General features: G+C 38.5%; 19 protein-coding genes and 1 pseudogene. 19 read left to right on the plus strand and 1 reads right to left on the minus strand.

The window, feature by feature from the left end; translation table 11 throughout:
- The first annotated feature begins 3 nt into the window (after nucleotides 1-3).
- The 12 genes and pseudogenes from hisC (at nucleotide 4) to AC6CHS_RS02770 (ending at nucleotide 10,322) form a co-directional block, all read left to right on the plus strand.
- A complete protein-coding gene (gene hisC / locus AC6CHS_RS02715) occupies nucleotides 4-1,110 on the plus strand; it encodes a histidinol-phosphate transaminase (protein WP_498234550.1) in 1,107 nt (368 codons plus the stop codon).
- The gene (locus tag AC6CHS_RS02720; protein WP_498233924.1) at nucleotides 1,107-2,207 is read left to right on the plus strand and encodes a prephenate dehydrogenase; all 1,101 of its coding nucleotides are present in this window, start codon (nucleotides 1,107-1,109) and stop codon (nucleotides 2,205-2,207) included. Before hisC ends, AC6CHS_RS02720 begins: the two co-directional genes overlap by 4 nt.
- A 30-nt stretch (nucleotides 2,208-2,237) precedes the next feature.
- Nucleotides 2,238-3,521 carry a 3-phosphoshikimate 1-carboxyvinyltransferase gene (gene aroA / locus AC6CHS_RS02725; RefSeq protein ID WP_498233925.1) on the plus strand — a complete coding sequence of 428 codons (1,284 nt, stop codon included), beginning with the start codon at nucleotides 2,238-2,240 and terminating at the stop codon, nucleotides 3,519-3,521.
- A gap of 218 nt (nucleotides 3,522-3,739) precedes the next feature.
- Complete coding sequence (locus tag AC6CHS_RS02730) at nucleotides 3,740-5,008, plus strand: tetratricopeptide repeat protein (protein WP_498233927.1); 1,269 nt, start codon at nucleotides 3,740-3,742, stop codon at nucleotides 5,006-5,008.
- Between the two features lie 41 nt (nucleotides 5,009-5,049).
- A complete protein-coding gene (locus tag AC6CHS_RS02735) occupies nucleotides 5,050-5,625 on the plus strand; it encodes a ReoY family proteolytic degradation factor (RefSeq protein WP_106896803.1) in 576 nt (191 codons plus the stop codon).
- 221 nt (nucleotides 5,626-5,846) lie between these two features.
- A complete protein-coding gene (locus tag AC6CHS_RS02740) occupies nucleotides 5,847-6,308 on the plus strand; it encodes a YpiF family protein (protein WP_498233929.1) in 462 nt (153 codons plus the stop codon).
- A 158-nt stretch (nucleotides 6,309-6,466) separates the two neighbouring features.
- Nucleotides 6,467-6,979: a QcrA and Rieske domain-containing protein gene (locus AC6CHS_RS02745; RefSeq protein WP_106896801.1), complete on the plus strand. Its 513-nt coding sequence runs from the start codon at nucleotides 6,467-6,469 to the stop codon at nucleotides 6,977-6,979.
- Between the two features lie 6 nt (nucleotides 6,980-6,985).
- Entirely contained in the window at nucleotides 6,986-7,660 is a 675-nt protein-coding gene (gene qcrB, locus AC6CHS_RS02750) for a menaquinol-cytochrome c reductase cytochrome b subunit (RefSeq protein WP_106896800.1), read from the plus strand.
- Nucleotides 7,661-7,675: 15 nt separating this feature from the next.
- Entirely contained in the window at nucleotides 7,676-8,452 is a 777-nt protein-coding gene (locus tag AC6CHS_RS02755; RefSeq protein WP_106896799.1) for a menaquinol-cytochrome c reductase cytochrome b/c subunit, read from the plus strand.
- A gap of 210 nt (nucleotides 8,453-8,662) precedes the next feature.
- Nucleotides 8,663-9,244, plus strand: coding sequence for a lipoprotein heptaprenylglyceryl N-acetyltransferase LhaT (gene lhaT / locus AC6CHS_RS02760; protein ID WP_498233930.1), 582 nt, complete (start codon nucleotides 8,663-8,665; stop codon nucleotides 9,242-9,244).
- A 208-nt stretch (nucleotides 9,245-9,452) separates the two neighbouring features.
- A pseudogene (locus AC6CHS_RS02765) lies at nucleotides 9,453-9,572 on the plus strand (sporulation protein YpjB); the annotation flags it as partial.
- A 63-nt stretch (nucleotides 9,573-9,635) separates the two neighbouring features.
- The gene (locus tag AC6CHS_RS02770) at nucleotides 9,636-10,322 is read left to right on the plus strand and encodes a zinc metallopeptidase (protein WP_498233931.1); all 687 of its coding nucleotides are present in this window, start codon (nucleotides 9,636-9,638) and stop codon (nucleotides 10,320-10,322) included.
- Nucleotides 10,323-10,409: 87 nt separating this feature from the next.
- Here AC6CHS_RS02770 and AC6CHS_RS02775 read toward each other — a convergent pair whose 3' ends face one another.
- Nucleotides 10,410-11,285, minus strand: coding sequence for a YitT family protein (locus AC6CHS_RS02775; protein ID WP_498233933.1), 876 nt, complete (start codon nucleotides 11,283-11,285; stop codon nucleotides 10,410-10,412).
- A 232-nt stretch (nucleotides 11,286-11,517) separates the two neighbouring features.
- On the opposite strand from AC6CHS_RS02775, the gene AC6CHS_RS02780 reads away from it, so the two are divergent.
- From AC6CHS_RS02780 to dinG, 7 genes are read left to right on the plus strand one after another with little or no spacing between them, the layout of a single operon-like run.
- Entirely contained in the window at nucleotides 11,518-11,826 is a 309-nt protein-coding gene (locus AC6CHS_RS02780; RefSeq protein WP_259343639.1) for a nucleotide pyrophosphohydrolase, read from the plus strand.
- A gap of 26 nt (nucleotides 11,827-11,852) precedes the next feature.
- Nucleotides 11,853-12,644: a 4-hydroxy-tetrahydrodipicolinate reductase gene (gene dapB, locus AC6CHS_RS02785; RefSeq protein WP_498233935.1), complete on the plus strand. Its 792-nt coding sequence runs from the start codon at nucleotides 11,853-11,855 to the stop codon at nucleotides 12,642-12,644.
- 12 nt (nucleotides 12,645-12,656) lie between these two features.
- The gene (locus tag AC6CHS_RS02790; protein WP_498233937.1) at nucleotides 12,657-13,079 is read left to right on the plus strand and encodes a methylglyoxal synthase; all 423 of its coding nucleotides are present in this window, start codon (nucleotides 12,657-12,659) and stop codon (nucleotides 13,077-13,079) included.
- On the plus strand, nucleotides 13,076-14,197 hold the full coding sequence (bshA, locus tag AC6CHS_RS02795) for an N-acetyl-alpha-D-glucosaminyl L-malate synthase BshA (protein ID WP_498233939.1): 1,122 nt from the start codon (nucleotides 13,076-13,078) through the stop codon (nucleotides 14,195-14,197). Before AC6CHS_RS02790 ends, bshA begins: the two co-directional genes overlap by 4 nt.
- Before the next feature lie 17 nt (nucleotides 14,198-14,214).
- The gene (locus AC6CHS_RS02800; RefSeq protein WP_498233941.1) at nucleotides 14,215-15,417 is read left to right on the plus strand and encodes a CCA tRNA nucleotidyltransferase; all 1,203 of its coding nucleotides are present in this window, start codon (nucleotides 14,215-14,217) and stop codon (nucleotides 15,415-15,417) included.
- Nucleotides 15,384-16,379 (plus strand): biotin--[acetyl-CoA-carboxylase] ligase, encoded by a 996-nt coding sequence (locus tag AC6CHS_RS02805; protein ID WP_498233943.1) that lies wholly within the window; start codon nucleotides 15,384-15,386, stop codon nucleotides 16,377-16,379. Before AC6CHS_RS02800 ends, AC6CHS_RS02805 begins: the two co-directional genes overlap by 34 nt.
- Before the next feature lie 50 nt (nucleotides 16,380-16,429).
- Nucleotides 16,430-19,228: an ATP-dependent DNA helicase DinG gene (dinG, locus tag AC6CHS_RS02810; RefSeq protein ID WP_498233945.1), complete on the plus strand. Its 2,799-nt coding sequence runs from the start codon at nucleotides 16,430-16,432 to the stop codon at nucleotides 19,226-19,228.
- Nucleotides 19,229-19,233 lie beyond the last annotated feature (5 nt).

The following is a 19,233-nucleotide window of genomic DNA, read 5'->3' on the forward strand; positions in this document are numbered from 1 at the left end:
ATCATGCGAGGGAAAAAGGTTCTAGATAAGTTGACGCCATACCAACAAGGAAAACAAATGAAAGAAATTAAGGAAGCATATGGTTTAGAGAGAATCGTTAAGCTTTCCTCTAATGAGAACCCATATGGTTATTCTCCGACATTAAAAGCATTTTTTAAAGAAAACCCGATCGATTTTAACATTTATCCAGATGGTTATTCTACTGAGCTTAGAAAAGCTGTAGCAGAAAAATGTGAAGTAGAAGAAGATCAAATTATCTTCGGGAGCGGATCCGAAGAGATTGTTCAAATGTTGAGCAGGGCTTTTTTATATTCAGGTGTTAATGTAATCATGCCTACACCATCCTTCCCTCAATATAAACATAATGCCTTAATTGAAGGAGCTGACATTAAGGAAGTCCCTACAGTTGATGGGCATCATGATCTTGATTCCATGCTTAAAGCGATTGATGATCAAACGAATGTTATGTGGCTTTGTTCTCCAAACAACCCTACTGGTAGTGTTATTGAAAAAGAGTTACTATATGACTTTCTTGATAAATGCCCACAGCATATCGTAGTAGCATTAGATGAAGCGTATTATGAGTACATGGAAGAGAGGGAAGACCCTCAAGCAATAAAATTACTATCGCGCTATCCCAATTTGATCATCTTACGGACACTTTCCAAAGCTTACGGCCTCGCTGGTCTGCGAATTGGATATGGACTTGCCAATCCAGAACTAATTCGAAAGCTGGATGTGATTCGTGGGCCATTTAACACCACATCTATAGCTCAAAAAGCAGCCCAAATGGCAATAGAGGATGAGATGTTTATTAAGGAAACTTATTCGAGGAATCTTTCGGTCAGAGAGTCCTTTGAAGCGTTTCTTGATGAGCTCGGTTGGAGATATATTCCATCACAAACTAATTTCCTGCTTGTTTCTACCCCAGTTAGTGGGATGGATGTCTTCCAACATCTAATTGAAAGAGGCTATATTGTCCGTCCTGGAGAACTCCTAGGTTGTCCACAAACAATTAGAATGACACTCGGTACAGAGAATGACATGGAAACATTAAAAAATGTTCTTAGAAGTTATAATGAACAATTAAAGAAGGAGCTTTCATTGTGAAACAAGTAATCGTAGTGGCGGGCCTTGGCCTAATTGGCGGATCCATTGCGAAAAGTGTGGTTCGTGATAATGGTCATTATGTAATAGGTTATGATACAAATAACGAAACACTCCAGTTTGCTTTAGAAATGGGGATGATTCATGAAGCTGCTACTGACCTGATGACAGTCGCTAAAAGAGCTGACTATATCATTCTAGCAGCTCCTATTTCTGAGACAATTAGATTAATGGAGCAGCTTGATAATGTAAATTTTGAGAAGGACATTATCATAACAGATGTGTCCTCTGTAAAAAGGCCAGTAATGGAGACTGCTGAGAATTTAGTAAACCCCCACCTATACTTTATTGGCGGACATCCCATGGCAGGGTCGCACAAAAAAGGAGTACAGGCAGCAAAGGCCCATTTATTTGAGAATGCTATCTATGTCCTCGTTTCGGGAAGTACTGTACATACGAATCAAGTTAAACAACTAAAAGAAATTCTTTCAGCAACAAATTGTAAATTTATTGAATTAAATGCAACAGAACATGACGAAATGACGGGTGTTGTGTCACATTTCCCTCACCTCATTGCCTCTTCCCTTGTTCACCAGGCTAGAAAGTGGGAAGAGACACATCAGTATTTACCAAATCTTGCAGCAGGGGGGTTCCGTGATATTACGCGTATTGCCTCAAGTAATCCAGTCCTTTGGCAAGATATTTTTCATCATAATCGAGAAAAAATGGTCCAATTACTAGATGAGTGGATTAAAGAAATGTCCTTTCTTAAGCAACTTGTAGAGCAAAAAGATAGAAAGAAAATGATCTCCTATCTAGAGGAAGCTCAAGTATACCGAGACGGACTTGGTAAAAAAGAAAAAGGTGCCATTCCTTCTTATCATGATCTCTATGTCGACATACGTGACCAAACAGGTGCTATTGCTAGTGTTACGCAGTTGCTAGCAGAGCATTCTATTAGTATTAATAATATACAAATTCTTGAAATTAGAGAAGGGATCACGGGAGCATTACGTTTATCTTTTTCTTCCCAAACTTTTTTGGTCCATGCAAGCCAATTATTACGTGATCATGGTTATGAAACAATGGTTGAAAAATAATTTGTATCATATAAAGGAGGAAGGACTTTAATGGAAAAGCGATTGAAATCTGTTAATCATTCCCTAGATGGAGAAATAGAAGTTCCTGGAGATAAGTCGATCTCTCACCGCGCCGTAATGTTCGGTTCTATGGCACATGGCGTTACACATGTGCGCCACTTCCTTGATGGGGAAGATTGCATGCGGACTGTAAAAGCCTTCCAAGCGATGGGTGTTTCTATAAATAAAAGAGGAGACGAACTCAAAATAGAAGGCAAGGGAATAACAAACCTAAAGGAACCTACAGAACGACTTGATTTCGGAAATTCCGGAACAACTGCTAGGTTAATGCTTGGGGTACTTGCTGGAATGAAGTTCAACTCAACGGTGTATGGCGACGCTTCCTTAACAAAAAGACCTATGGATCGGGTTGTGAACCCACTAAAGAAAATGGGCGCAAAAATTGATGGGGCTGATTCTGGCAGTTATTTACCATTAACTATTACGGGTCAGCCCTTGGCAGGAATTGATTACAGTTTGCCCGTTAAAAGTGCACAAGTGAAGTCAGCGGTATTGCTGGCAGGTATACAGGCAAAAGGAGAAACGATAGTTAGAGAGTCTAATCTAACCAGAAATCATACAGAAACGATGTTACAGGCCTTCGGTGCCTCCATTAAAACAGAAGGACTAAAAACTACTGTTACAAACGAAAAAACATTGAAGGGTACAGACGTATATGTACCAGGTGATATTTCATCTGCCGCTTTCTTTATCGTTGCAACTGCAATCGTACCTGGTAGCAAATTGACATTGAAGCGCGTTGGATTAAACCATACACGAACAGGAATACTTGATGTGATCCAAAAGATGGGTGTACGAATAAATATCTTGAATGAGCAAATATTAGGTGGAGAAAGCTTCGGAGATATTATCGTTGAAGGTGGAGAACTAAGAAGTGTAACGATAGAGGGAGATTTGATCCCTCGACTAATTGATGAAATTCCAGTGCTTGCTTTACTTGCCACTCAAGCTGAAGGAACGACTATAATTAAAGATGCAGAGGAACTTCGAGTAAAGGAAACGGATCGAATTACAGCTGTTACAAATGTATTAAACGGGTTAGGAGCTTCTATTGAAGCTACAGAAGACGGGATGCTTATTCATGGGAAAACTCAACTAAAAGGTGGGAAAGCTGCCTCCTATAACGATCATCGTATCGCCATGATGAGTGCAATTGCTTCATTAATTACAGAAGAAGATGTTATCATAGATGATATATCTTCTATAGCCATATCCTATCCAAGCTTCTTTGAGGATTTACAACGGATAAAATAAAAGTTAACGTTATATTACATTTCGTTGATTAATAGTAATCAACTAAAAGAATCTGCTTAAAGCGGATTCTTTTAGTTCCAAGAACATTTTTGTTATAAAGGAAGTTCACATAGGTTATATGTTTCTTTTCAATGTATAGGAACAGTACAGATCTTGATTTCTATGTGCAGCAGGGTTGGTTATAATGAAAAGGTACGGTAGGAAAGGATGCTTAATATATGGAAACAATCATGGAAGCTGTCCATTTAATGGAAGCAAAACAAACAGAAAAAGCAATACAACTCTTGGAGGGTTATTTACCAACTGCGGACCCAGAAGAGAAGTATACAATAGCAGAACTTTATTTGCAGTGGGGGTTTTTACCGGAGGCAAGCGAAATTTTAGATGAATTGCTTCAATTATACCCTGAAGAAAGTGAGTTAAAGATCACTTTAGCTGATATCTACATTGAATTGGAAAAAGATGAGTCTGCAATTGAATTATTGAACGAGGTTAAAGAGGATGATGAAGCCTATGTTCAGGTGCTAATCCAGCTTGCGGATTTATATCAGGCCCAAGGATTATTTGAAGTAGCTGAGCAAAAGCTGTTGAACGCCAAACAGGTTGCTCCTAATGAACCTATTATTGATTTTGCGCTTGCAGAATTGCTATTCTCGATCGGAGAATACCGAGGTGCCACCACCTATTATGATAAGGTTGCAAGCATGGATATTAAAGAGCTGGCAAATGTATCTATTGATGATAGACGCGCGGAATCCCTTGCAGCGTCAGGTGAATACGAAAAAGCTTTGGAGATTTACCAAGGCCAAGAGATGGAAAACTCGGATTCTCTTTTCAAATATGGCGTGACCGCAAATCAAGCAGATCGGAAAGACATTGCTATTAAGGCTTGGGAACGTGTGGTAGAAACAGATCCATATTACCATACCGTTTACCAAAAGCTTGCAGGCGCATATGAAGAAGAAGGCTTGGAAAAAGAAGCTTATGAAACAGCCATTAAAGGGTTAAAGTACGATGAATTCAACAAAGAACTATATTTTATGGCGGGTCAGTTAGCACATAAACTTGATAAAAATGATGAAAGCGAAAAGTGGATGCGGGAAGCTGTGGCAATAGACCCAGATTATAAGGAAGGAGTCCTATTTTTAATAGAACTATTAAAAAATAATGAGAATTTTAAAGGGATTATTGAGCTCGTTGGCGAAATTAAAAGTACAGGAGCTAGTGATCCTCTTTATGAATGGGAACTTGCCCGAGCTTATAATGAGGAAGAATTATATAAAGATGCATTAAACCATTATAAGGAAGCATATAATAGCCTTAATCAGGACAGTGACTTTATGAAGGAATATGGTTATTTTCTTACAGAGGAAGGGAGGGTCCAGGAGGCAATACCGATATTGGAATCCTATATGGCGCAGCAACCCTTGGATGATGATGTGGAAGGATTTTTAAGTCGCTTGAAACAAGCGAACACTGAAGCGTAATGTAATGCAAGAACAGATAATTGAAGGGGGACTGAAAATAGATGCAAACTCCTATTTCCATACAAGATAAAAAAGGGTTTCTTCAGTGGTTTCTTAACCATTATCAACTGAAAAAAAGAGAAAGTGTATGGATCTTAAATTATTTGGTCAATCATGATGAAATCCTGGCAAACGTCCACTTTGTTAGGGAAGCTAAATTTTGTCCGCGAGGTATCATTATGACGAGCCACTGTTCCGAAGAGACACCATTTAGATTCTATAAAAACCAATTGGTGACAACAGATGCTGAAAAATCATTCCATGACATTCGACTTAACCATAATGAACCTTTATATTTACAATTAAATTTTAAGAAATCCTATCAAAATGCTGCATATGTGGCGGTATTAGAAGAAAACCCCTACATTCCAGATGAATATTTTATAACAGAAAAGGACCAGCAGATAGCTGAAGATCTACTAGAAAGATCAATTTACACATTTAAACGAAGCTATTTAACTCAGGAAATCGATCTGGCTCTAGATAAAATGGATCAGCAAAGGTTCCTTGACCTTTCCAATGAATTAAAGAAGCTAGAAGACTCGTTTTCCAAAAATCAACCTTTGCAGGAGCAATAGGTTGATTTTTTTTGATTGGTTAAGATAAGATTTATGTAAGCATTTCGCATTTATAGCTATATTATTGAATCATCACAACGAGTCACCTTTGACCTGAAAAAAGTGGATGTATTACAGTAACTTTGATCCTCCTTTTTTATCGTATAATGAGGTTGAAACTTATAGACTTTAGATGTATTTAGCTACATATTGTAAAAACAAAGAGAGGATGGTGGATAATAATGAAGTGGAAAAAGAATGATATTATTCAGTATATGGAGGCAAAAGACTTTATCGATAGTGTACTTATTCCATTGGTGCCTTTTCAGGTTTCAGATGATAATACATTACCATCAAGCACCTTTCAAAGTGAGGTTATTCACATTCTAGCAAATGAGATTGAAAAAGAACTGACGGGGAGAGTATTGCTTACACCACCTTTACATTACCTGAAAAGCACCACCAAGGACACAGAAGTATCTCGTCTTAATCAGTGGGTTCAAGATGTAAAGCAGCAGCCTTTTGAACATGTTTTCTTTCTTACCTTTGATTCTGGTTGGAAGAAGTTAGAGAAAGAGTTGGATGGTACGCTTCTTTGGTTGCCTGGAAGTAAATCTGGAAACCTGCAATCAGCTGAAATGCGCGCGGTTATAAAAGACCAGGTAGACCAGTTAGGAGAATTGATCCGTTCCTATTGGGTATAATAAAAAATGTATGCATTTTCATTTAGAACAGTTAATTTTGTTATTAGGCTGAATATTTATTGACCGGACAAGCAGTTTGCGCTATCATGGTAATGTCCTAGTAATATGATAATTAACTAATAATTGTCCCGTGATTAATGTAAAGAGGGGGGAAACAGATGAGTGAGAAAAAGCAACAAGTATCCCGTAGACAGTTTTTAAATTATACGCTTACAGGCGTTGGCGGATTTATGGCTGCTGGTATGCTAATGCCAATGGTTCGTATGGCTGTAGATCCTGTCCTTAAAGAGTCTGGACATGGTGGGTTGACCAATGTCAGTCTGGCTGTTGAGGATATTACAACCGAGCCACAACGAATTGATTGGAAAATTGATCAGGTGGATGGATGGTATGAGTCTGAGGTTAGTAGGTCTGCATGGGTATTTAAGGATGAAAATGATGAAATTCAGGCTTTTTCCCCGATATGTAAGCATCTAGGATGTGTCGTATCCTGGGAAGGTAATGAGTCTTATCCGAATGAATTCTTTTGTCCTTGCCATAATGGACGCTATTACAAGAGCGGTGAAAACGTTCCAGGTACACCACCATTAGCTCCACTAGATGTTTATGAACAAGAAGTTAGAGACGGAATGTTGTTTCTTGGCGATGCAGTTCCTAGAGAGGAGGCGTAATGATTTATGCTACAAAAAATTTATGATTGGATCGACGATCGTATAGATATTACGCCAATATGGCGGGATATTGCTGATCACGAGGTTCCAGAACATGTTAATCCAGCCCATCACTTCTCTGCATTTGTATATTGCTTTGGCGGTCTGACATTCTTTGTCGTAGTCATTCAAATCCTTTCTGGGATGTTTTTGACCATGTACTATGTTCCCGATATTGAGAATGCATGGAAGTCGGTATATTACTTGCAGACAGAAGTGGCGCATGGGCAAATTGTCCGTGGAATGCACCATTGGGGAGCTAGTGTTGTCATTGTCATGTTACTACTACATACATTGCGAGTGTTTTTCCAAGGGGCTTATAAAAAACCACGTGAGCTTAACTGGATTGTCGGAGTATTAATTTTCTTTATTATGCTTGGCCTTGGTTTCACAGGGTATTTATTACCTTGGGATAATAAAGCATTTTTTGCAACACAGGTTGGACTGGAGATAGCAGAACAGGTTCCATTTATTGGAACCCAGCTTAAAACATTACTATCTGGTGATCCATCCATTGTTGGTGCGCAAACATTAACTCGTTTCTTTGCAATCCATGTATTTTTCCTGCCAGCAGCTTTATTTGGATTGATGGCTGCTCACTTTATACTAATACGAAGACAAGGTATTTCAGGACCATTATAAAAAGGAGGGAAAGCTGTGCATAAGGGAAAAGGCATGAAATTTGTAGGGGATTCTCGTATTTCTGCTGAGAGAAAACCTAACGTACCAAAAGATTATTCTGAATATCCCGGAAGAACAGAAGCTTTCTGGCCCAACTTTTTATTAAAAGAATGGTTGGTTGGTGCTGTCTTCCTTGCTGGATTTTTAACATTGACATTGGCTCATCCTTCACCACTTGAAGGTGTAGCCGATCCGACGAATGCCGCCTATATACCATTACCGGATTGGTATTTCTTATTCTTATATGAATTACTGAAATATGAATTTGCTAGTGGTGATTGGACAATCTTGGGCATTCTTGTTTTACCTGGTATCGCCTTTGGAGGACTACTACTTGCGCCATTCCTTGATAATGGGCCTGGTAGAAGGCCACATCAGCGGCCAATTGCAGTTGGCATGATGATTTTAGGACTTGCATCTGTTATGTGGTTAACCTATGAGTCAGCTGCACATGTTGACTGGGAAAGCCGTGCAGAAGCAAATAAACCTATTCCCGCCTCTGATGTAGAAATTGATACAGAGGATCCTGGCTATGCTATTTATGAAAATAGTTGTCTACAATGCCATGGAGACGATTTACAAGGTGGGGGAGCTGCACCTGCTCTGATAGGGACAGAGCACTCAGCTGAAGAAATAGCTACCATTGCGGTTGAAGGGATTGGTTCTATGCCCCCCGAACAATTCCAAGGTAGTGATGAAGAATTACAACAGCTTGTAGATTTTATTGTTTCGGTTAATGAACAGGCTGAATAAAAATGACTAAAAGAAAACACCTTTGCCACGTAAACTGGTGAAGGTGTTTTTTTAGACGTTAGGGATACATAAAAATTAAATCGAGGAAACGATGACGACGCAGATTGAAATTTTGAAGTCCCTAATAAATAAAAACGTGCACATTCGCTAAAAGACAAGCGAACGTGGGTGATTCTAATCTATCTAATCCGGTAGAATAAAGGAGAAGCTATGGTTAACTACATATTACGTGATAAGCGCTTTTTAATTATATTGTTTATTATTAATTTATTAGGTACTATTTATGGCTATATATGGTACGAAAGCCAGCTTGCAATAACCCCTGATATCTTTCTTATTTTCGTCCCTGATAGCCCTACAGCGAGTCTGTTCTTTACTATTTTCCTCTTGTTTTTCATCTTTGGAAGAAATATTCCATATATAGAAGCACTCGGCATCATAACGCTATTTAAATATGGCGTATGGGCTGTGGTAATGAATCTTTTAACGTTAATTATAGATGGTTCGCTTTCACCAGCCGGATATATGCTAATGGTTTCGCATGGCGCTATGGCCCTACAGGGATTGTTATACGCTCCATATTACAAAATAAAGCTTCGCCATATTGCCGTTGCAGCGATCTGGACATTGCATAATGATATCATTGATTATGTTTTTGGAATGATGCCAATTTATTCATCCCTAACCAATTATATGAACAAAATTGGTTATTTTACGTTTTGGTTAAGTATTCTTTCGATATTTATTGCTTACCAATATACAGTAAATAGAAATAACCGTATAAGAGCCTGAGTTGTTGTTATATATTGAGTTCCCTCGCCATATAGTAGATGTAGAAGATATATACGAGGTGATCTCTATGGCTAAGAAAAGAATTTGCTGGTTACTGTTCATCCTCATAGGGATTAAGATAACATTGCTGACAACTTCAACCCACGTTCTGGCCTATACACCTAGCGCAGCAGCACAGCAAAACGGAATGAAAGCTGATTTTACTTTATTGTTCTGGACCATTGGAATTGTAGGTGGATGTATTGCCATTACATTAACTTATGTAAGCTGGAGAAAATATAAAGGGGAAGAAAAGAAGAAAAAGCAACAAGACAATATAATTGACTAAATCCTCATTTTTGACTAAAATTGACCTTAAGGAATCTATTTTAAAAACATGGAGGAATGTAGAATGTTTGGCGGGTTAGGTGGGTATCTCATTTACATTGCGCTCATTATGATTATCCCGTTGTGGGCACAATCAAAAGTTAAAAGTACGTACAAAAAGTATTCAAATAAAGCAACTTCCTCTGGAATGACAGGTGCTCAAGTTGCTCGAAAAATATTAGATGATAATGGATTATACAATGTTTCCATTCAGGAAACGAAAGGAATGTTATCAGATCACTACGATCCTCGGAAGAAAGTCGTTCGCTTATCTTCAGGAAACTTCCACAGTCCTTCAATGGCAGCCTCAGCAGTGGCTGCTCACGAGGTAGGACATGCTATCCAGGATGAACAAGGGTATGCATTTCTAAAATTTAGAAGTGCGCTTGTACCTGTGGCTAGCCTTGGATCAAATTTATCGTTCTTTTTAATCCTCGTAGGTTTTTTTACTGGGATGATGGAACTGTTTCTATTCGGGATTATTTTTATGGCAGCAGCTGTTTTATTCCAGCTTGTAACATTGCCGGTTGAGTTTGATGCTTCCAATCGGGCTATGGGTCAACTTGTTTCGACAGGAATAATTCGAAATAACGAAGAGCGAGAAACCAAGAAAGTTTTAAATGCTGCCGCAATGACATATGTAGCCGCTGCACTTGTAGCTGTAGCCGAGCTTCTTCGCTTCATTCTAATGTATGCAGCTTCAAGGGAGTAACGATAGCTTAAACACAACACTAAATATGTTTTTCCCATTAAATAAGCCAAGCGGCCATTATATGATCGCTTGGCTTTCTTTTTAATTTTAATCATCATGTAGGGGGTTTTTATTTTCATCTAACGTAAATCCTTCACCTAAAACATCATGGACAGTACTTACTGCTACGAAAGCATGAGGATCGATGGAGTTAATGATACCTTTTAACCTGACTATTTCGTTCCTTGCTACGACACAGTAAAGCACATCTCTCTTCTCTCCTGAAAAACTGCCTCGGCCATCCAAGACTGTGACACCACGATCCATTTCCTTAAGGATTTTTCCTGCAATTTCTTCGCTTTGACTGGAAATAATGGTTGTCCCTTTTGCTGAATAGGCACCTTCTTGAATAAAGTCAATGACCCTTGCTCCAACATATACTGCAACGAGTGTGTACATGCCTTCAACAAGATCAAGAATAGCAAAAACCGATGTTGCGATGACGACAAAGTCAAATATAAACATCGTGCGCCCCATACTCCAGCCTGCATATTTATTTACAAGCCTCGCAATAATGTCAACACCACCAGTGGTTCCACCAAAACGAAATATGATACCGAGTCCCACACCGATAAATACCCCTGCAAATAAAGCTACTAGTGTCATATCATTCTGTAAGCCTATTTGAAATTGATACGCTTGGAAAATGCTTAGAAAGACAGATACTGCTGACGTCCCGATAATGGTGTAAAGAAACGTATTCCGGCCAAGAAATTTCCAACCTATAAAAAATAGAGGAATATTTAACAATATATTTGTAATGGCAGGATCCCATCCCCAAATAAAATATAGAAGGAGGGTAATTCCGGTAAATCCGCCTTCTCCGAGGTTATTTTGCATATTAAAATGGACGATACCAAAAGAAAAAATAGCAGAACCTAATAAAATAAAGATAATGTTTTTTAATTTTAAGCCAAATATCATGGACAAGTCCTCCCTTCATTTATATGTAAATAATTTATATCCACGCCCCAATTACGGTATGGCAGAATAAAAAGTTTGTCAAATCACAGCCTATTAGCTAACATGTTAGATAGGATAAAGTGAAACTTCATTGGGTAGGGACTTATCTAGCCAAGAGTTAGTTGAATGAAACGTATCAATCAATATAAAGGGGTTTTTTATTATTCATACACATGACTATACCACAAAAGAAATGCAAAAACGTGTCGATGATTATATTTCCCAATTCAAGGAAGGATATTTCTCTCCATTAAGTTTAATGGCAAGACTTTCGGAAGAAGTGGGAGAATTAGCACGTGAAGTTAACCACTATTATGGGGAAAAGCCCAAAAAGGAAAGCGAGCAGGCAAAGACAGTGGAAGACGAGTTAGGGGATATTTTATTTGTGCTTTCCTGCTTTGCTAATTCGCTAGATATTGATTTATCTGATGCTTTTAATACGTCACTAACAAAAATAGAGACAAGAGATAAAAATCGCTGGACAAAAAAGGAAACAACGTAGATTACCAGTCAGGGAGGAAGCAGAAAATGAAGAAGATAATTATTGCTGGACCACGTGGCAAAATGGGCTCTGAAGCTATAAAACTTGTGCTATCTCAGGAAGACATGCGTTTGGTCGCTTGTATTGACCGAAAAAACAATGGGAAAAAGCTAGCAGACATCAAGGAGTTACCTAATCTAGATGTGCCAATCTATGAAGATGCATTGGAGTGCTTTAGTGAAATTGATGCAGATATTCTAATTGAATTAACTATCCCAGAACAAGGATATAAACATACGAAAGCGGCAATGGAGCATGGTATTCGACCAGTTGTTGGTACTACTGGATTTACTGAGGAACAAATTGATGAGCTAAGTTGGCTCGCTAGCGAAAGAAAAATTGGATGTATTATTGCGCCTAATTTTGCTATTGGGGCCGTCTTAATGATGAAATTTTCTCAAATGGCAGCACAATATTTCCCAGACGTTGATATTATTGAGAAGCACCATGACAACAAACTAGATGCCCCTTCAGGTACTGCAGTAAAAACAGCTGAAATGATAAAGGAATCTAGGGAATATAAGAAACAGGGACATGCAGATGAAAAAGAGACCTATCCAGGTGCAAGGGGAGCAGATTATGATGGAATGCGAATCCATAGTGTTCGCTTACCAGGCTTAGTTGCCCATCAGGAAGTAATCTTTGGAAGCCCTGGGCAAACTTTAACAATAAAGCATGACTCAATTAATCGCACTTCTTTTATGGAAGGGATTAAACTAGCCACTGATAAAGTAATGGAAATACAAGAAGTTATATATGGTTTAGAAAATGTTTTATAGGGGGAGAACACAATGAATATTGCTTTAATTGCACATGATAAGAAGAAACAAGAAATAATTGGCTTTACCGTGGCCTATACCTCCATTCTCAAAAGACATCAATTGTTTGCGACAGGTACAACAGGAAGTAAGATTTCGGAAGCGACCTCCTTACCTGTACATTTATTTCAATCTGGCCCGCTTGGAGGAGACCAGCAAATTGGTGCCATGATTGCCAATAATGAAATGGATATGGTTATTTTCTTCAGAGATCCATTAACTGCACAGCCACACGAACCAGATGTGAGTGCTCTTATGCGACTTTGTGACGTTCATCAAATTCCACTTGCGACAAATATAGCAGCTGCTGAGATATTTATTCGAGGATTGGATCAAGGAGACTTAGACTGGAGAAAAATCATTAAAGACAGAGAGGAAGAGGAAAAACAGGGATGAAGAAGATAGGAATTACCTGTTATCCCACTGTTGGTGGCTCTGGTGTTATCGCAACAGAGCTGGGGATACGGTTAGCAGAGGAAGGGCATGAAATCCATTTTATTACGTCAAGTTTGCCCTTTCGATTAAATAAAGTATATCCAAATATTTTTTATCATGAAGTAGAACTTAATCATTATCCTGTTTTTCAATATCCACCATATGACCTTGCCCTTGCGACTAAAATGGCAGAGGTTATTGACAGAGAGAAACTTGATATACTACATGTCCATTATGCGATGCCACATGCTGTATGTGCTATTCTTGCCAGAGACATTGCCAACCATGAGGTGAAGATCGTGACAACACTTCATGGCACAGATATTACGGTTTTAGGTATAGATAACACTTTCCAAAAAATGATTAAGCATGGCATTGAGCAGTCAGATGCCGTCACGGCAGTGTCAGCAGATTTAGTTAGACAAACAGAAGCAATGCTACAGGTTAATAAAGAAATTGAAGTGATTTATAACTTTGTAAATGAAAATGAATACTATAAGCAGCATATTCCAGAGTTGAAAAAGCAATACGGGATCCAGGACGAAGAAAAAGTGGTCATTCACATCTCCAATTTTCGTAAAGTTAAACGGCTTGAGGATGTTATTCAAACCTTCTATAAAATCCAGTCGGAGGTACAGAGTAAATTACTTTTGATAGGCGATGGACCAGAATATACAAATGCAGTTCAACTAGTAAAAAAACTGAATATAGAGGATGAAGTACTGTTTCTTGGTAAACAGAAAAATATACGTGATCTATTATCTATTTCTGATCTTAAATTACTCTTATCCGAGAAAGAGAGCTTTGGATTGGTTTTACTTGAAGCTATGGCCTGTGAAGTTCCTTGTATTGCAACAAATATTGGTGGCATACCGGAAGTAGTGAATGACGGTGAGACTGGCTATATCGTGGAACTAGGAGATACGAAGCGGGCTGCCGCACTGGGGATTGAACTATTGCAGGATCCAGAGAAGTTAGAACAGTTTTCACAAAATGCACTTAGTAGAGCCAACAGCTATTTCAATTCAGAGAGCATTGTACAACAGTATATCGAACTCTATTATAGGGTGCTAAACTAAACACTAGTGGTGATAAAATGCTTGATAGTCCATTTAAAGAAGCGACTGCCGTTTTAGAGCGTATTGAACAAAACGGACATGAAGCCTATTTCGTTGGAGGCTGTGTTCGTGATTATCTCCTTGGTAGAGAGATAAGAGATGTAGACATTGCAACCTCTGCAACACCGCAGTTCGTCCAAAATATATTTGATAAAGTAATACCAGTAGGGATAGAACATGGGACAGTTATTGTTCGGCATCGAAAAACTTCCTATGAAGTTACAACGTTTCGGATTGATGGATCCTATTCTGACAGCCGTCATCCTGACCATGTCGCATTTATTAATAAGATAGATAAAGACCTAGAAAGACGTGATTTTACAATTAATGCCATGGCAATGAATAAGCAAGGCCAAATTATTGACCTCTTCCATGGTAGAGAAGACATAAAAAAACGAATTATTCGTACGGTTGGAGATGGATTTGAGCGATTTAAAGAAGATCCCCTACGGATGGTCCGAGCAGTGCGATTTGCCAGTCAGCTTGGATTTACGTTAGATAAAGAAACAAAAAAACAGATCAGGTCATTAAATAAAGAAATGAATACAGTTGCTGTAGAACGTATTGCTGTTGAGATGGAGAAGTTCTTTGCAGGTGACGATGTTTCCGAGGCGATGAAGGAGTTAAAAACAACCGAGCTTTTTAATAATCTCCCTGTTTTTGAACACCAACCAAGTTTAATAAATCTGCTTCCAGCGAAACAGACACCATTACACTCACTTGCAGAAATGTTTGCCTTTTTTCACTTCCTTTGTCCGCAAATTCCGATAAACACATGGATAAAAGAATGGAAGGCCTCCAATCAATCGAAACGGAATACAATCAAACTGGTTGAAGCAGTGACAGAATTTAGAAACAATGGATTAGAAAACTGGATTGTTTATCAATTACCGAGTGACCTCTATGCAGGTTTTATTCGTGTATTAACCGCTCTTTCTGAACACGCCATACCAACTCTGCAAGAAATGCGAACTATTGCATCTGGTCTGCCTATTGAAAATCGGCAAGAGCTTGAAATAGATGGGAATGATTTAATTAAATTATTTCCCGATGTAACAAAAGGGCCTTGGATGCAAAAGCTCCTTTACCAAGTAGAATATCTTGTTGTAATGAGAAAATTAACCAATAAGAAAGAAAAAATAAGGGAATGGTTAAAATGGAATCCACCAGAAGTAAATTGATTCGACTGCTTGCAGATGCTAAAGAGTCTTATATTTCAGGTCAGCAGCTCTCGGAACAATTACATATTTCCAGAACGGCAATTTGGAAACACATGAAAGAATTAGAAAAGGATGGGTACGTGATCGAGGCGAAACCTAAAACAGGATACAGAATTAAGGAATTTTCAGGAAACGTTAGTTCCAATACTATTACATGGGGACTTAACACGTTGTGGATAGGTAAGGAGATTATTCATAAACCTACAGTCACCTCCACGCAGTTTGTTGCACACCAAGCTGCACGGGATAACTCACCTCATGGCACAGTGGTCATAGCTGATGAACAATCCAGTGGCAGGGGAAGAATGGAGCGCGTATGGCATTCCAAAAAAGGAAAGGGTGTATGGATGAGTATCATTTTACGTCCTAATATACCGCCATATATGGCTCCACAGCTAACCCTCATGACAGCAACAGCTATTGCTGAGGTGCTGGATCAGTATGATGGCATACAACCTAAAATAAAGTGGCCAAATGATATTCTTATTCAGAATAAAAAGGTAGCTGGTATTCTTACAGAGATGCAGGCTGAACAAGATCGTATCCAGTATGTGGTAGTGGGCATAGGCTTAAATGTAAACCAAGGCAATACAGAAATACCTGATGCCATACATTACAGGGCAACTTCTTTAAAAATGGAGACAGAGAAGGAATGGCCAATAATAGAGTTAGTGCAAAAAATTCTTGAAGCACTTGAAAAAGAATACGAATCTTTTCTCAAAAAAGGTTTTCGTGATGTAAAATCAAAATGGGAAAACTATGGATTTAGGATAGGCGAAAAGATTTCTTTACATAGTGGTACTGAAAAGAAGGAAGCCGTTTTTTTAGGTATCGCAGAGGATGGTGCACTCCTAATTGAATCATCAAACGGAGAAGCAGAAAAAATTTATTCAGCTGAAATTGATTGGTTTGTGGAAGAATAAGAAGTAGTAATATAATGAAAGTATAGATAGAGGGAAAGTGAGGTGGTCGAGTGGAACGATTTGTCGTGATCGACCTAGAAACTACCGGCCATTCAGCAGTAAAAAGAGATAAAATTATTGAAGTTGGTATTGTAGTTATCGAAGAGAATGAAATAGTTGATAGCTATGGCACTTTCCTCAACCCGGGTAAATCCATTCCTGAATTTATATCAAGTTTAACAGGTATAAGGGATGAGGATGTTAAAGATGCACCGACATTTGAAGAAAGGGCAGAGGAAATTGCTGCTTTATTTGAAGACAGTTATTTAATTGCACATAACGTCCCATTCGATATGGGCTTTTTAAACGCTGAATTTGCAGCAGTGGGGAGAGAACTACTGAAAAATCCAGTTCTAGATACGGTCGAATTGGCTCGTGTTCTTTACCCTAAGGCTCCCAGCTATAAATTAGGTCAGCTTGCAGAGTACTTAGGAATTCACCATGAAGACCCGCATCGCGCATTATCTGACGCATACGTAACAGCAAAGCTATTTTTAAAGCTTAGGGAACGACTTGATAACCTTCCATATGAGACAATTACACATTTAATACGCCTTGAGAAAATGTTAAAATCAGATCTTTTCGCATTACTGGCTGATCGAGAAAATGAGCTTGCATTTTCTACTCACGAAGATCCCGAATTAGAAATCTTCCAAGGTCTTGCATTTAGAAAAGTCAAGGAGACAAAGATTTCGCCACAATCTAGGATAGGCTCCTATGGAGAATTTTTAGATGCAATCTATGAAGAAGGCGGGACACTATCTCAACAAATGGCTCGGTATGAAAAAAGAACAGGTCAGCGTGAGATGTCAGAAACCATTTATGACGCATTTCAATCTCGACGCCATGCTTTAATAGAAGCAGAAACTGGTACAGGAAAATCACTTGCATACATACTTCCTGCTATTTATGATGCCGTTATATCTGGACAGCGACTGGTTATCAGTACCTTTACTACCCAGTTACAGACACAGCTATTAGAAGATGAAATCCCGCTAGTACGTAATCTTCTTCCATTTCCATTTAAGGCAGCTTTACTAAAAGGGAAAAGCCATTATATCAGTTTGGAAAAATTCGAAAGGGAATTACTTAGCACAGAGAAGGATAATTATGATATCACCCTCACGAAGGCCATGATTTTAGTTTGGCTAACAGAAACACAAACGGGAGATATTGACGAGGTGCAATTACCTTCAAGTGGTTATTTATTTTTTAGACGCGTTTCTACAGATACAGAAGCCCATGTGGATCCCCAGTCTCCATGGTTTTTAAGATCCTATTACCAGAAAGCGAGAAAAGCAGCTCAACAGGCTGACATTGTGATTACAAATCATGCACTTCTAGCTACAGATATCTTTAATGATTATCAATTATTGCCAAGCTACGATAAAGTGATCATTGATGAAGCACATCATTTTGAGGAAACTGCATCAAAGCACTATGGTCTTAAGCTAGATTATATGAACATGCAGTATACGCTAAATCAAATAGGCGAGACCAATGATCCCAAATTTATTGGTCAATTGATTACAAAATACAGAGACTTTATAGAAGAGGAAATGATTGAACGATGGGATGATCTCATAATTGATGCAAAATATGAGACCGATGATTTGTTTCGAGGTATTTTCCAGTATGTGGCCGAACAAAATAAGCATCAAAAATCTTTAAGCGATATTGGTCGGACACAATACAGGTTTGAAAGTAGCAAGGAAGATGCGGCAAAATGGGACACTATTTTAGAGATGACAAACCGTTTGATGTTTTTCCTTCGTGATTTAATCTATATTTTAGCAAGGCTAGATCAGACTCTTGCGAAACAGTATGAAGATAAATATGACAAAAATGAAGTTGAACAGTATATTGAGCAGCTACAACAATATATGGATCATCTTGAATCCCTCTTTCTTGCAGCCGATTCACCTAAGTTCGTTAAATGGGTGGAGGTGGAAACATATGGAGCAAAAAATGCAGTATATCTATACAGTGAGCCAACAGATATATCAGGCTTTCTGTCCACTGATTTCTTTGCAAAAAAAGAAAGTGTTATTTTGACCAGCGCTACCCTGACTATGAAGAACTCGTTTACTTTTATTAAAGAGCGATTAGGATTAACAGACGAAGAAATTGAAACCAAGAAGATTCCTTCTCCATTCTCTTATAAAGATCAGGTTCAATTGATGATTCCGACTGATTTTCCTGATATAAAACATGGCAATCAGGACGACTTTATTTATGCCACGTGTGAGGCTATCTTTTCGCTAGCTGAAATCACCAGCGGAAGAATGCTTGTTCTATTTACATCTTATGATATGTTAAAGAAATCCTACTATCTGCTTAAAGAAATCATGGACACATCCACCTACGCTTTAATTGCGCAAGGCATATCAAGTGGAAGCAGGAGCAGGCTAAAAAAGAATTTCCAATCATTTGATCAATCCATATTGCTTGGTACCAATTCATTCTGGGAAGGTGTAGATATACCTGGAGAAGACTTATCCAGTCTGGTTATCGTACGTTTACCATTTCAACCACCAGATCATCCTATTTTTGAAGCGAAATCTGCAAACTTAAAGGAAAATGGGAAGAATGCGTTCATGGAATTATCGTTACCAAATGCCGTTATTCGATTTAAACAAGGCTTTGGCAGGCTTATCCGTTCAAACACGGATAGAGGGATTGTATTCGTTTGTGATTCACGGATCATTCAAGCGAGATATGGCAAGTATTTTCTTGATTCTATACCTGAGATCCCTTTAACGAAGGATACAACTCAGCAGTTAATGCGAAAAGCAGAGGAATGGTTCTAATATAT

Source organism: Oceanobacillus sp. GQ8, assembly GCF_059758495.1.